Source organism: Phycisphaerae bacterium (genome assembly GCA_024102815.1).
GTDB lineage: Bacteria > Planctomycetota > Phycisphaerae > UBA1845 > UBA1845 > JAGFJJ01.
In genome coordinates this window covers 93,896-107,728 of sequence record JAGFJJ010000031.1, presented here as the reverse complement: position 1 = coordinate 107,728, position 13,833 = coordinate 93,896, and the positions used below count along the sequence as shown (strand labels likewise).

Genomic DNA, 13,833 nt, shown 5'->3' with positions numbered 1-13,833 from the left:
TCCACCGCCGGCCTCCTTGCCGAGGGAGGCCTCATCGCCCGGCATCTGCGCAGCTTCGAGCTCCGCCCGCAGCAGATCGACATGGCCGAGGGCGTCGCGGCCGCGCTGCACGAAGGACATCACTTGATCGTCGAAGCCGGCACCGGCGTGGGCAAGAGCTTCGCCTATCTCCTGCCCGCGATCGAGTGCGCGGTTCGCACCGGCCGGCGCGTCGTGGTCAGCACCCACACCATCGCCCTGCAGGAGCAGCTCATCCAGAAGGACATTCCCTTCCTGCGCGAGGTGCTTCCCTTCGAGTTCAACGCCACGCTCGTGAAGGGCCGGGCGAACTACATCGGCCTGCGGCGGCTCGGCCGGGCTTCCCGCCGGCAGGACCTGCTATTTGACGCCCAGGGACAAGTCTCCCAACTGCATCGCATCGAGGACTGGGCCTACCAGACGGGCGACGGCTCGCTTTCCGACCTGGACTTCCAGCCCATCGGCGCCGTGTGGGATCGCGTGCGCAGCGACAGCGACGACTGCCTCGGCCGCAACTGCCCGCACTTCGGCCCATGCTTCTACCAGCGGGCCCGGCGCCGCGCGGCAGAAGCCCACCTGCTGGTGGTGAATCATGCCCTGCTGTTCTCCGACATCGCACTCCGCCGGCGCGACGCCGCCATCCTTCCCGATTACGACTACGTGATCCTCGACGAAGCGCACACGGTGGAGGCCATCGCCTCCGACCACTTCGGCGCGACGCTCTCCAGCGGGCAGATCAACGCCCTGCTCAACGCGCTGTACAACGAACGCACGGGGCGGGGAATCCTCGCCAAGGACATGCCCCGGCCGCTGTTTGACGCATGTAATGATGCGCGGTCGGCCACGGACCAGTTCTTCCGCGAGTTGCAAGCGTACTTCACGCCGCAGGACCCGTTCAGTCTGCGGCTTCGCCAGCCGCTGGACCTTGAGCAGCGGGCGGCGGCGGCGTTCAGCAAGTTGGCGTCCCAGTTGCGCGAGCTCCGCGAGGATCGCGACGAGGAGGAGGAACGCCTGGAACTGGACTCGTCGATCCAACGCTGCGCGGAATTCTCCGCAATAATTGACATTTGGTACCGCCAGGCGGAGGAAAAATGGGTCTATTGGATGGAGGCAACATCGGCGGCGCAGCGGAACGTGCGACTCTGTGCTCGTCCGGTGGAGATCGCACCTTTTCTGCGCGCGTATCTTTTTGATGCCGCCGAAGCCGTGGTGATGACTTCGGCCACGCTGGCTACGTCGGGGGCGGATCCGTTCGCCTACCTGAAGAGCCGTGCGGGGGTGGACGACGTGGAAACGCTGCTGCTGGGATCGCCCTTTGACTACGCCGCGCAAATGAAGGTGTACGTCGAGGCTGACCTGCCCGACCCCAATGACCAGGCGTACGCACCGGCCGCGTGCGACGAGATTGAGAAATACTTGCTCATGTCTGAAGGTCGAGCGTTCCTATTGTTTACCAGCTACGCCACGATGAACGACTTCGCCAAGCGGCTGGAAGATTTCCTCACAGAGAACGACATGCCTTGTTTCGTCCAGGGAACCGGACTACCGCGTTCGCAGATGCTCGACAAGTTCCGCGAAACGCCCCGCGCCGTGTTGTTTGGAACCGACACCTTCTGGGCGGGCGTGGATGTGCCCGGCGAGGCACTCTCCAACGTCACCATCATCAAATTACCCTTCGCGGTCCCCAACCATCCTTCCATTGAGGCGCGCATCGAGTCCATCAAGGCACGCGGGGGAAATTCCTTTACCGAGTTCCAGCTTCCGGAGGCGATCCTCAAATTCAAGCAGGGCGTGGGCAGGCTGATCCGCAGCCGAACCGACCGGGGCATCGTGGTCATTCTCGATCCCCGCGTCTGCACGAAATCCTACGGGCGACAGTTCCTGGCGGCGCTGCCGGAGTGCGAGGTCGAGATCGTTCTTCATGAACGGGATGGCTGATCGATGCCCTCGGCAAAAACCAGCGTACGAAACCGCACGCCGAAAGCCGTGCTGCACCTCCTTCGGCGTGACCGTCGGGAGTATTTCGCTGGCATTGCTATAGGTGCCCTTGTTACCGTGGGGACCTTCGACGGTCAGTTGAGGGGTCTGCACAGCCCGCTGGGCATAGTCTTGATCTTCACCGCGCGGTCGATCGCCTGCGCTTTTTCATTCGAGATTCGGGAGAAACGAATCCGGCGCCGGCTTGCGGCCATACGAGGGCTCGGGCGGTGTCCGTGCGAACGGTGCCTGTATCCGCTGGATGAAGACCAGGAGATATGCCCGGAGTGTGGCAATCGAATCCTGCCAGAATCACTGAGAGAGATATGGAGACACTACGTGTCTTGGAAGACCAGTCAGCCGCTTGAGGATGATTGATTCGCCGCTCCGGTGGGCTGGACGATTAGGCCTGGAAGCCGTTGAATCGCGGGCGTGCTCTTGCGCGTCAACCCGGCAGAGCCGTCAGCTCCACCTTCGTCACGCGGGCCACTTCCTCAACGGTGGTCATGCCCTGGCGGACCTTGTTCCAGCCGTCCTCGCGCATGAGCTTGAGCCCCTGTTGCCGCGCGGCCGCGAGCATCTCGCCGGCCGACTTGCGGGCGATGACGAATTCCCGCAGCTCCTCCGTCATTGTCATCAACTCGAAGATGCCGAACCGCCCGCGATACCCCGACTGGCGGCAATCACGACAACCCACCCCGCGGTACAACTTCTCACCCGGCTGGTAGTCCAGATCGGGGGGGAGGTCCTTCGGATCGGGCTCGTACGTTTCCCGGCAGTGCGGACAGATTCGCCGCACCAGGCGCTGCGCCAGCACGCCGCTGACCGCGCTGGAAACGAGGAACGGCTCCACGCCCATGTCCAGGAGTCGTGTCGCGGCCGTCGCCGCGTCGTTGGTGTGCAGGGTGCTGAACACGAGGTGTCCGGTGAGTGCCGCGTTGATGGCGACCTCGGCCGTCTCCAGGTCACGAATCTCGCCCACCAGGATCACGTCCGGGTCGTGTCGCAGGAACGACCGCAGCCCCGACGCGAAGGTCAGTCCGATGTGCGGCTTGACCTGCACCTGCTGGATCCCGTCCAGGTAATACTCGATGGGGTCCTCGATGGTGAGAATCTTGATCTCGTCCGAGCGGATCGTGTTCAGGGCGCTGTACAGCGTGGTGGTCTTTCCCGAACCCGTCGGACCGGTCACAAGCACGATGCCGTACGGCTGGTTGATCAGGTGGGTGATGCGCGTCAGCGCGTCGCCGATCAGGCCCAGTTGATCGAGCGAGAACAGTACCGATTGCTTGTCGAGAATACGCATGACCACGGCCCCGCCGAACGCCGTGGGGATGATGCTCACGCGGAGGTCGATGTCGCGATTCTGCGCCTTGATCTTGAACCCGCCGTCCTGCGGCAGGCGCTTCTCGGCGATGTTCAGGTTGGAGAGAATTTTGATGCGGCTGACGATCGCGGCGTGAAAGCGGCGAATCTCCGGCGGAACGTTGGTGGTGTGCAGCACGCCGTCGATGCGGTAGCGGATCTTCAGGTCGTTTTCGTAGGGCTCGATGTGCACGTCGCTGGCGCGATCGCGAATCGCCTCCAGCAGGATCTCGTTGACCAGCTTGACGACCGTGGCTTCCTGGGCCTGTTCGATCAGGTCGGCGTTATCGGCGTCGAACTCGCTGACCACCTCCACGCCCTGCTCGCCGATCATCCGCTCGACGGTGTCGCCGCCGACCCCGAAGTGGTCCTTAATGACCCGCGAGATTTCCTCCCCGCTGGCCAGCACGGTTTCGATCTTCGCCCCCATGAGCATGCGCAGCTCATCGAAGGCATAAAGGTTGAAGGGATTGTTGGTGGCGACGCGAATCGCGCCGTTGCTGCGGTCGATGGGCACCACGCGGTCACGGTGGACGACCTTCGAAGGCGCCGTCCGCAGGAGCTCCGTGTCCAGCGTCACCGACGCGAGATCGATCAGGGGTATGCCGAGCTGCTCGCTGTAGACCTCGAGGTAGTCGCGCTCGTCGATCAGCCCCATCCGCGCCAGGCACTGCTCGATCCGCTCCGACGGCTTCCGCGACGCCTTCGCCTGGTCGAGCTGCGCCGAGGTCACTTTCTTCCGCTGTACCAGTAGGTCGCCGATGCTCACGCCTGTCGTTCCATCTCTTCGAGCCGAATTTCGCCCCCGGGCTCCCTGCCCGCCAATCTCGTCCGACCTCGCCGCCCGCCTCGGAATCGTCCCGTGGCGCACGGCCTCGCGGCGCCCGATGGTTCATCGGCGCGGACCCCTCCCCCTCCTTATACCGCGCCGGGCATTCCAGGATTCACGTCTCCCCCGGGACCCCTGCGGACCCCGTCGCGCCCTTCCCGGAGCTCGGTTTACGCCTCCTCATCGTCCCATATCATAGCAGGATAGACGAATTCGGGCGGGCGCCAGGCTCGTCATGTCAATCCAATTTGCGACCGGAGACCGCTTCGTGGCCAGCTCTCAGACTTTCGAACAGCGATATCAGCATTGCCGCAAGGCCCTCACCGACCGAGGCCAGGACCACGTCCTCCGCTGGTGGGACGACCTCGACGCCCCGGCCCGGGAGCGCCTTCTGAGCGACATCGAGTCCATTCCCTGGGAACTCGTCGATCCCCTCATCAAGACCCACGTACTGAATCGCCCCGAGCACCGCATCCCCGAAAATCTGATGCCGCCGGACGTTCACCCCCAGCCGCCCCGACCGGCCGACCGGCAGAAGTACGCCGACGCCCGAGAGCTGGGCCGCAGGCTCCTCGGCGAAGGCAAGGTCGCGGCCTTCACCGTCGCCGGAGGACAAGGGACCCGTCTGGGCTTCGACGGACCCAAGGGCGCCTTCCCCCTCGGCCCCATCGGCGACAAAACCCTCTTCTCCTATTTCGCCGACATGGTCCGCGCCGCCCGCGACTGCTACGCCGCCGCCATCCCCTGGTACATCATGACCAGCGAGGACAACGCCGCCGACACCGCCGCCTTCTTCGAAACGAACGATTACTTCGGGTTGCCCCGCGAGGACGTGCGCATGTTCAAGCAGGGCATGCTCCCCGCGTTCGACCGTGGCGGGAAGCTCCTGCTGGAGTCGAAGGACCACCTGGCCATGGCGCCCGACGGCCACGGCGGATCGCTCAAGGCCCTCGTCCGCAGCGGCGCTCTCGACGACATGCGTCAACGCGGCGTGGAGATCGTCTCCTACTTTCAGATCGACAATCCGCTGGTCAAGCCGTTCGACCCGCTCTTCATCGGCCTGCACCACGCCACCGAGTCGGACATGTCCAGCAAGGTGCTCCCCAAGGCCGACGACCTGGAGAAGGTCGGCAACCTCTGCATGGCCGTCGGGCGGCTCGTGCTTATCGAATACTCGGACTTCCCCGAGAAGCTCGCCCGCGAGCGCAACGCCGACGGCTCGCGCAAGTTCGACGCCGGCAACCCGGCCATCCACATGCTCGACGTGGAGTTCGTCGCCCGCGTCATCGAGCGCGACTTCCGCATGCCTTTCCGCCGCGCGGACAAGGCCGTCGAGCACGTCGATGCCGCGGGCCGTCGCGTGACACCCGAGAAGCCCAACGCGGTAAAATTGGAGACGTTCGTCTTTGACGTGCTGCCACTGGCCAACAACCCGCTGCTGCTCCAGGTGGACCGGGCCGAGGAGTTCTCACCGGTAAAGAACGCCACCGGCGTGGACTCCGTGGACACCGCGCGGCGCGATCTGGTGGAGCGTTCCTGCCGCTGGCTGGAATCGGCCGGGGTAAAAGTGCCGCGCGACGCTGAAGGCTTCCCCGCTGCCACGATTGTCGTCGGCCCGCGCTTCGCTCTCGACGCGGACGAGGTGGCGGAGAAGCGGGACAAGATTCCGGCAATCCGCCAAGGGGAGAGTGTTCTTCTTGGGTAGTTGCGCGGGGCATCGCGGTTCGCATGTCGCTGGACACGCGGTTCGCCTGCCTCAATCACGCCGTGAACAGGAAGATCATCGGACCGAATACGCGTGATTCGTGCTATCTCACCTCACGGGATTCGGCGTTCGAGTGGCTTTCAAGAAACTCGCGCGTTTCCGCCGGAATCTCCCGCCCGCACTCCGGACAAGTGCCCGACTCGTTCCCCGTCAGATCGTAACGGCACTTCGCGCATAGGTGCGTCATGAGCCTTCGCCTTCTGAGCCGAGGCCGGGTCACGAGGAAGTAGAACGCCGGATAAACGAGCGTGGCGAAGTAGGCGAACCATGTAGGAACGCCCACGCCAGCAAACCAATGGGATTTATTGAAATCCAAGCCGGGAAGCATTTGGCTGGTTAACGAGAAATGATGCCACCAATGCATCCGGTCCTTCTGATAGGGATCGTATCTGGAAGCGCTGGAAATGCTTACAAACACTTCCAACGTCTCGAAATACACGAAAATGGACTCTTGATCTTCGAGCGAGTACATGACCGTAAGCGTTTGCCCGCCGCCCATCACCTCAACGGGGCCCTTCAAGAAATGAAAGCCTGGGGGCGCCAACTTCGTCACCCCCCACGCCGAGATGAGAGCCCCCAGCGCCAGAAATGACATCGCAAGCAGGCTGAATCGAACGAAGCGCACGGCCGCAATTGTACCAATCGACCGGCGTCGAAACCACGCGATTCCAGGCCGCTGGGCGCGTTCCACGGCTTCCCTCGAAAACTGGCTCCATCGCTGCGACCCCCTATAATCCCGGCGACGCGGCGTTTTTTGGCGGCAAGGCACAAGCAGCGTCGCGGCGCGTCATTCCGGTGAAAGCCGGAATCCAGGACCGGCGCCAGAGAGATATCCACTGGACTCCGGCCCGCGCCAGAGAGACGGCGCATGGCGTGGTTCTTTCACGGTTGACGAAGCACAAGGCATGATCACGCACATGAAGAGCAATTGCCGGCGGCTGGGCGTCGTGTCGTACCTCAACGCCAAGCCCCTCATCGCCGGGCTGGATCACGACCCGGCCTTCGATCTCCGCTTCGAGGTCCCCTCGAAGCTGCCCGCCCTGCTGGAATCGGCCGAGGTGGAATGCGCCCTCGTTCCCGTCATCGACATCCTGAGCGCTGGCAGCCGCTGGAAGATCGTCTCCGACGCCTGCATCGGCTGCGACGGCGAGACGTTCACCGTCCGCGTTTTTTCCCGCGTACCCGCGGAAAAGGTCCGCATCCTTCACGTCGACGGCGACTCCCATACCTCTGTGGCCCTGGCCCGCACGATCTGGCGGGAGTCCTACGGGTACGATCCGGAGATCGTCCCCCTGGAATCCGCCGCCGGCGACGCCTCCCGCGACGCGATCCTGCTCATCGGTGACAAGGTGGTGACATCGCGCCCCGTGGGCTACGACCTGGAAATCGACCTCGGCTCGGCCTGGAAGTCCCTGACCTCCCTGCCCTTCGTTTTCGCCGCCTGGGCGGTCGATCGCGACGCCGACGTGGGCGACCTTGCCGCGCGACTCGGCGAGGCCCGCGACCGCGGCGTGCGCTCCGCGGCCATGATCGCCGCCGACTTCGGCCCGGGCATGGGCTGGCCCGTTACCCTCGCCACCCGGTACCTCACGCAGCGACTGAAGTTCACCCTGGGCCCGAGGCAACGCGAAGGCATGGCCCGCTTCCGCGAACTGCTCGCCCGCCACGGCCGACTCAACCACGAAGAGGAGTTGATCTTCGCATGACCACGATCTCCACGACGCCTGCCGCGACGCGCCTCAGCGAGGCCGAAGCCCTCGAGATGTACCGCGAGCTGTCCATTCACGAGCTCGGCCGGCGCGCCCACGAAGTCACGCTGCGCATGCATCCCGAGCCGTATCGCACGTACGTGGTCGATCGCAACATCAACTACGCCAACTACTGCACCGCCCGTTGCATCTTCTGCAACTTCAAGGCCGACCCGCCGGGCATGAACACCGGCCGCAAGGACCTGCCGGACGGCTACGTCCTCAGCTTCGAGGAAATCGGCGCCAAGATCGAAGAGCTCATCGCCATCGGCGGCACGCAGGTGCTCATGCAGGGCGGCCTGGTTCCCGCGGAGATGTTGCCGTTTTCCTGGTACGAAGACCTGCTCCGCTTCATCAAGCGCGAGTATCCCGGCATCCATATTCACGCCTTCAGTCCGCCGGAGATACACGCGTTTCACGAGATCTTCGAAATGCCCGTGCGCGACGTGCTGCTGCGACTTCAGGAAGCCGGCCTGGATACGATTCCCGGCGGGGGGGCAGAGATACTTGTCGACCGCGTCCGCGACCGCATCGCCCAAGGCAAGACGACGACGGATCAGTACCTGAACGTCATGCGCGAGGCCCACCGCATCGGCATGAATACCAGCATCACCATGATGTTCGGACACATTGAAACCGTGCCCGAACGAATCGAACACCTCCGTCGCATCCGCGATCTTCAGGACGAAACCGGCGGATTCACCGCGTTCATTTGCTGGACTTTCCAACCCGGCGACACCCCGCTCGGCCGGGTCGCACCGCTGCCGCTCGACGGCCCCCGGGAGCCCGACGGCAAGCGTCTTTGCCTGGCCGATGCCCATGCCTATCTGCGGATGACGGCCACCGCGCGGCTTTTCCTCGACAATATCCCCAACATCCAGGCAAGCTGGGTAACACAGGGCGTCAAGATCGGACAGCTCGCGCTCTATTTCGGGGCAAATGACATGGGTTCAGTCATGATGGAAGAAAACGTGGTGTCCGCCGCCGGAACGACCTTCCGCATGACGGAAGCCCAGATTCGCAGCGCCATCGAGCAAGCCGGCTGGCTGCCGCGCCGCCGCAACTGCTATTACGACGTGATCGAGCCGATCTGACTAAAATCCCCAGAATCCCCTGCCTCTATCTTTCCACAATTCGCAACGTAAAAGTCTCCCTACTTTTTTTCTAGCATGATTGCCAGTCTTCTGGTTAGAATGGGGGCAGGCTGTGTTCCCACGCGATCTTATGGGAACGTGCCGATAAGTAAGGTTGCTCCGCCGGATCGTGACGCGGTAAACCCGGGTGACCTCGATCTCCGAAGCCGTCGCAGGTCGTTCAGCTTGAGCTGGTCGACGAGCGTAGCGGAGACTCCCGGGTCCGACTGAATACGTCCGATAGCCGCGCCGGCAACGCAAGAGTGTATGGGGAATGTAAGCGCCGAGATTCGACTCGGGTCGGCCTGAGTCGCGAGCGTCGTCCATGAAGCCTCTAGATGCGATCTGGAATCGCGCCCGCGCCGACCTGGTTTATCGAACGGCTACCGGTGACGAGGATGTGTTCCTCTGGGAACACAGCTCGCGCGTGGCCAGGGTCGCGCTGCGCATCAGCCAGCTCACCATTGTCCAGAAGCAGGGCCCCGATCTGGACGCCGTCGCCGCGGCCGGGCTGTACCACGACGCCGGCTGGATCACCCGCCTTCAGGAAAACGAAATCACCCCCGCCGAAATCCTTTCCCGCCCCACCAACATGGCCCACAAGGAGCAAGGCGCACAGATGCTCATCGCCGCGTGCCAGGATCACCTGAGCAACGACACCATCAAGCGGGCCGCGGAGGGCATTCGCGGCATGTTCGACCGCAACGCGGATCGCATCGAGGCGCAGATCCTGACCGAGGCGGAGACGCTCGAAGAGTTCAGCATCGCCGCATTGTGGCCTGTCATCCGCCGCGGCGCGCTGGAAGGCAAAGGGGTTCAGGCGGTGATCGACAACTGGGAACGCCGCAAGGAATATCAGTTCTGGAGTGCCCGGCTCAAGGACGGCTTCCGCTTTGCCTCGGTTCGCGCCCTGGCCAAGAAGCGCCTCGCCCAGCTCGAGCATCTCATGGAAGACCTCAAGGAGCAGCACACCGGCGAGGACACCGCCACTCTCGTAACACCGCCCACCGGCGAACGAAGCCATTCATCCGGTTGAGGTCGCACCCTCTTCGCTTACCAATTCCGATTCCGCCTGGGCTGGGCCTGACGGCTTCTGATGTGTGCGCACCTGGTTGAGTATCCCTGAGACCAGCACGACCACCCCGCCAAGCACAAGCAGCACACTCAGCCATTTCCCCGCCGATCGACGCATCGAGGCAAAGGCGGCCGATCGACCGACCACCGCGGTCGCGATCCAGAAGATCGCCAGCGCCGCAAGCAGCTTCACGCCGAAGATCGCATGATACGGCATCGGATCCACCTTGGGCGGCCAGGCCACGTGCACGAAATTGAATCCACCGGTCAACAGCAGCACGGCAATCCCTGCATGCACGACCGGGGCCCAGCGGCGGCGGAGCTCCTCCCGAACGCTTTCGCCGGACGCCTCATCGAGTGTGCGAAACATCGGCCAGGCGGCGATTCGCGCGTACGCCGCCCCACCGACCACGGCGAACGCGGCCGACAAGTGCAGCCACCGCGAAACCAAGTAAACCCAATCGATTCCTTCCATCCGCCCACGCCTCCTCTCCGGCTCGACACGCCATCCCGCCAACACGGCGGGCTGGCATGCTCGGCAGGATTCTACACGCTCATCGCCCGATGTCTTGGTTTGAAGCGAAGCGCGTAAACAAGCCCGCCTGCCACGATTTCGCGACAGGCGGGCATGCATGGGGGCAAGGCGATCATCTCTCGAATCAGGAACCGTCGCCCGAGGCCACCTGAGAGGCTCCCGCGGCGTTCTCATACTTCGCCAGGGCCGACTTCAGTTCGTCGTTGGCTTTTTTTCCAGCAAGGCGCACGGCTTCCCGCTGATGCTTGACGGCACCGGCCGCGTTCCCGGCGCGGAACTCCGCGAGAGCCAGCGTGTCCAGATACGCCCAGTTCTTGAAACCGGTCAGCTTACACGCCCGTTCGGAAAGCTTGAGTGCCGCGGCATCGTGTTTCTCTCCGAATCGCTCCTCGGTCAGAAGCGCCCAGGCGAGGTTATTCAAGGCCATGGCATTGTCGCCGGCGGCCTCGGCATAACGGTCCAGGCAGACATTCGCGGCGTCCACGTCATTCTTCTTCAAGGTCAGAATCTTGCACCGCTTTTCGATGAGATCGAGGCGGCCGGGCTCCGCGTCCAGAGTTGCGTCAATCGCCGCGAGCGCTGCGTCCCATTTCCCTTTCTGAATGGCATGAGAAATGCGCTCCTCGCGTTCGGACGCCGCGCGGTGGGCCGCCAGCTCCGCACCGAGCAGCGGTCCGACATCGGGGACGCCCGCGACGCGCAAGCCGAAATGCAGCGTGTCGTTCGAATGATCCACCAGCAGGAGCGCCACCGTGTCCGTGAGGACCTCCGCGGCCTTGGCCAGTTCGGCGCGATCCGATCCCGGCGTATAGAGCATTGCCATCTTCGCCAGTCGACCGGGATGGGCGAAGATCGCCTTCGTTGTCGCCGACCCGATCGCCCCGATACTGCCGGCATATCCCGGATCGTCGAGCACGGACTCGTGGTCGTTCCGGGCCGCCAGCGAACGCGCCAGGACATTCTCGTTCGAAGCGACGATCACGTCATGATCGTCCGTCGCAAAGAGCACGCGTACACCGCCGGGGAACGTGAAACTCCGGGCCTTGATGCCCGCCACCTGAACCGGCGCGCCTTCCATCGCCCCGCTTCCCGTCGCCAGGCTGGCGATGCCCAGCATCTGCGTCCATAACGCCTCCGACTTGCTCGGATCGTTCACGGTCAGGACGACTCCCGCATCCGGTACGCGCCAGCCCGAGGTCCCGTCCTGATCCGGCGCCAGGACGAAAGCGGCCAGCGTCGTGATGTTCGCGAATATCTCCCGGCCGAAATCCAGGGCCGTAATCACCGGAGGGCCGTCCGTCTTTTGCGCCTGGTAGACCGCCTCGCCCGGCGGGGGGTTGAGAGCGGTCGCGATGAACGCGGCCGCGCCCGAGGGAATGGCCCGCAGCGTCTCCCGATCAATCGCCGGCGTGCGCAGGAAGTTGTATACCAAGTTGCGGTGGTCGTCGCTCAGCCGTAGTGACACGTCGAGGAAGAGTCCCTTGTCGCCGATTCCCGCCTTGCCCACCACCGACTGAAGACTGTCGGGATCGAGCAGAGCTCGCGCGACCGCCACGTTGGGATCGGCCGCCGCGCCCGCTGCGAGCATGATGTTGGCCATGCCCATGACGGGACGGGCGTTCAGGCAGAAGAACAGCATCGAGTCGTCGCGCGTGGCGAGTTCCTTCGCCAGGTTCGAGTCACTCTTCAGCGAGGACGACTCCCGCCCGGTGAGCCGCGCGATGACCCCGTCGATGTCCGATCGCATCGTGCCGGCGATGACCAGGCGCGACGTGAGCGTGACGAACGCCTCGTTTTCGATGTTGTACGTGGGGAATCCGTCGATGGGCTCGACGGACTTTCCGCCGATGGGAAGTCCTGTCTCCAGCAGTCCGCGAATAACCTCCAACCGGCCGGGATTGAGGATGATCACTCCCGTCGGCTGCATCTTGATCGGATCGAATCCCGTCACCGCCAGGGCCGCGCCGCGCAGTCCGGTCAGTTCCCGAACCAGCTCCGGGCTGATCGCGACGGCACCGTTTTCATTGCCCGCCATCGATCCATCGCGGAGCAAACCCAGTTGCGAAAGAAGTTGTTCGAGGTGTTCGCCCGGGCGGGTGAACTCGACGTAGGCCAGGGTAGTCGGCGGCACAAGCGAGGCGAAGTCCGCCGAAGCGAGTTCCTCGCGGCACGCCTGCATGCGCGCCTTGGCCTGTGCGCGAAGGTCACCGGAAAGCCGGGAATCGTCCAGCGCCTCCTTGTACAGGTCCGCTGCCCCCGACCAGTCCTGCTTTTCGGTCTCGAGGTAATAAGCCTTATAAAAGCTGTCCGCGCCGCCCGTCGCGGCCTGAACCATATGGGCCGAATGCAACGCTCCAACAAAGAATGATACCGCCAGCGAGTACGTGATTGACCGTAAGACCATGACCCTTCCTCCTTCGCAACCAGCCACACATCAGCAACGTTCGACCCGAATCCGTTTCCTGAGCTCCGGTGCCCGGGTGGATCGTGACCGCCGCGTCCGCCATCGAAGACACGTCCGCCATGCCTACGTTGGCCAATTCGTGATTCAATGGAATATATTTCCGCGCCGGACGATTTCCGCCGCGCGATTACCCCGATGCGACAATTCCTGACCGGGCCCCTTGGTCGGCTTGCCAGTTTCAGCTCACATGGAGCCGAACGGTGTTCCTCAGCATTGACGATGCCCTGACAGACCGTTAACGTGCCTCGCGATTTGAGCCCTGACGCGTCCCATTTTCGACAGGAATCGACAACACCCCGGCCGCATGGCACCGCGCGCACACTGCGGCTTTACGCCCACGTCTTGATGCTCGCTGCGTTGCTGGCTGGTGCCGGGGCTTGTTCCCGCAACTGGAATCGGTTTCGAATCGTCGATGTCCGCGCTGGCGGCGAACGGCGCTCCTTTGTGGAAGATTTCTCCGAGGGATACTTCAACATTAACGACGCCGGCACGCTGGACCTGGTTCTTCGCCGACAGGAAAGCAACGCCGGTCCCGACGACCAGGTCACCCAGGTCGTACACGTCCACGGCGTGTGGCGGTCCATTCCCGGCCGAACCGTGGCCGAGTCTTCGCAGCTCAATGGCACCGTCGTGTACGCGATCCAGATCGGGCGGACGGGCGCAACCTACGAGGGAGCGGGATCGCTGTTCTTTGATCTCGCCGATGACGGGAACGAAGCGGAGGGCTCGATCGACCGGTCCATCCTGCGACCCGCGCGACGTCTGCCTGGCACGGCCGACATCTTCCAGCACGTCGAACTGAGCGGCCGGTTCCGCGCTGTGCGCGATCCGCGACAGACCATCCGCCTGATGAACGAAATCGAGCGGAGATTCGGCGGACAGGAATCTGCCGTGTCCGGCGATACCGGGCGCTGATGGCCCGCAA

Annotated in this window: 10 protein-coding genes; 6 read left to right on the top strand and 4 right to left on the bottom strand. The window is 63.8% G+C overall.

Annotated elements, in window-relative coordinates:
• The first annotated feature begins 81 nt into the window (after positions 1 to 81).
• Complete coding sequence (locus J5J06_07970) at positions 82 to 1,956, top strand: DEAD/DEAH box helicase (GenBank protein MCO6437009.1); 1,875 nt, start codon at positions 82 to 84, stop codon at positions 1,954 to 1,956.
• 484 nt (positions 1,957 to 2,440) lie between these two features.
• On the opposite strand, the gene gspE is transcribed toward J5J06_07970, so the two are convergent.
• Entirely contained in the window at positions 2,441 to 4,129 is a 1,689-nt protein-coding gene (gene gspE, locus J5J06_07965; GenBank protein ID MCO6437008.1) for a type II secretion system ATPase GspE, read from the bottom strand.
• Between the two features lie 328 nt (positions 4,130 to 4,457).
• Between gspE and J5J06_07960 the strand changes: the two genes are divergently transcribed.
• Positions 4,458 to 5,894, top strand: a complete 1,437-nt coding sequence (locus J5J06_07960) for a UDPGP type 1 family protein (protein ID MCO6437007.1) — start codon at positions 4,458 to 4,460, stop codon at positions 5,892 to 5,894.
• A 103-nt stretch (positions 5,895 to 5,997) separates the two neighbouring features.
• Here J5J06_07960 and J5J06_07955 read toward each other — a convergent pair whose 3' ends face one another.
• The gene (locus J5J06_07955) at positions 5,998 to 6,474 is read right to left on the bottom strand and encodes a hypothetical protein (GenBank protein MCO6437006.1); all 477 of its coding nucleotides are present in this window, start codon (positions 6,472 to 6,474) and stop codon (positions 5,998 to 6,000) included.
• A 385-nt stretch (positions 6,475 to 6,859) separates the two neighbouring features.
• Between J5J06_07955 and J5J06_07950 the strand changes: the two genes are divergently transcribed.
• The 3 genes from J5J06_07950 to J5J06_07940 all read left to right on the top strand — a co-directional run bounded on the left by J5J06_07950 (position 6,860) and on the right by J5J06_07940 (position 9,871).
• A complete protein-coding gene (locus tag J5J06_07950) occupies positions 6,860 to 7,660 on the top strand; it encodes a menaquinone biosynthesis protein (GenBank protein ID MCO6437005.1) in 801 nt (266 codons plus the stop codon).
• The gene (mqnC, locus tag J5J06_07945) at positions 7,657 to 8,796 is read left to right on the top strand and encodes a dehypoxanthine futalosine cyclase (GenBank protein MCO6437004.1); all 1,140 of its coding nucleotides are present in this window, start codon (positions 7,657 to 7,659) and stop codon (positions 8,794 to 8,796) included. Before J5J06_07950 ends, mqnC begins: the two co-directional genes overlap by 4 nt.
• A gap of 364 nt (positions 8,797 to 9,160) precedes the next feature.
• Positions 9,161 to 9,871, top strand: a complete 711-nt coding sequence (locus tag J5J06_07940) for an HD domain-containing protein (protein ID MCO6437003.1) — start codon at positions 9,161 to 9,163, stop codon at positions 9,869 to 9,871.
• Here the strand turns inward: J5J06_07940 and J5J06_07935 are convergent.
• Together J5J06_07935 and J5J06_07930 are read right to left on the bottom strand one after the other, a co-directional pair.
• A complete protein-coding gene (locus J5J06_07935; protein MCO6437002.1) occupies positions 9,860 to 10,384 on the bottom strand; it encodes a hypothetical protein in 525 nt (174 codons plus the stop codon). The genes J5J06_07940 and J5J06_07935 overlap by 12 nt on opposite strands.
• Positions 10,385 to 10,568: 184 nt before the next feature.
• Positions 10,569 to 12,848 (bottom strand): hypothetical protein, encoded by a 2,280-nt coding sequence (locus J5J06_07930; protein MCO6437001.1) that lies wholly within the window; start codon positions 12,846 to 12,848, stop codon positions 10,569 to 10,571.
• A gap of 504 nt (positions 12,849 to 13,352) precedes the next feature.
• Between J5J06_07930 and J5J06_07925 the strand changes: the two genes are divergently transcribed.
• Positions 13,353 to 13,823, top strand: a complete 471-nt coding sequence (locus J5J06_07925) for a hypothetical protein (protein ID MCO6437000.1) — start codon at positions 13,353 to 13,355, stop codon at positions 13,821 to 13,823.
• The last annotated feature ends 10 nt before the right edge of the window (positions 13,824 to 13,833 follow it).

Coding starts and splice junctions, on each gene's coding strand:
- J5J06_07970 (MCO6437009.1), top strand. CDS start 82: ATGGCCGAGGGCGTCGCGGCCGCGCTGCACGAAGGACATCACTTGATC.
- J5J06_07950 (MCO6437005.1), top strand. CDS start 6,860: ATGATCACGCACATGAAGAGCAATTGCCGGCGGCTGGGCGTCGTGTCG.
- mqnC (MCO6437004.1), top strand. CDS start 7,657: ATGACCACGATCTCCACGACGCCTGCCGCGACGCGCCTCAGCGAGGCC.
- J5J06_07940 (MCO6437003.1), top strand. CDS start 9,161: ATGAAGCCTCTAGATGCGATCTGGAATCGCGCCCGCGCCGACCTGGTT.
- J5J06_07935 (MCO6437002.1), bottom strand. CDS start 10,384: ATGGAAGGAATCGATTGGGTTTACTTGGTTTCGCGGTGGCTGCACTTG.
- J5J06_07930 (MCO6437001.1), bottom strand. CDS start 12,848: ATGGTCTTACGGTCAATCACGTACTCGCTGGCGGTATCATTCTTTGTT.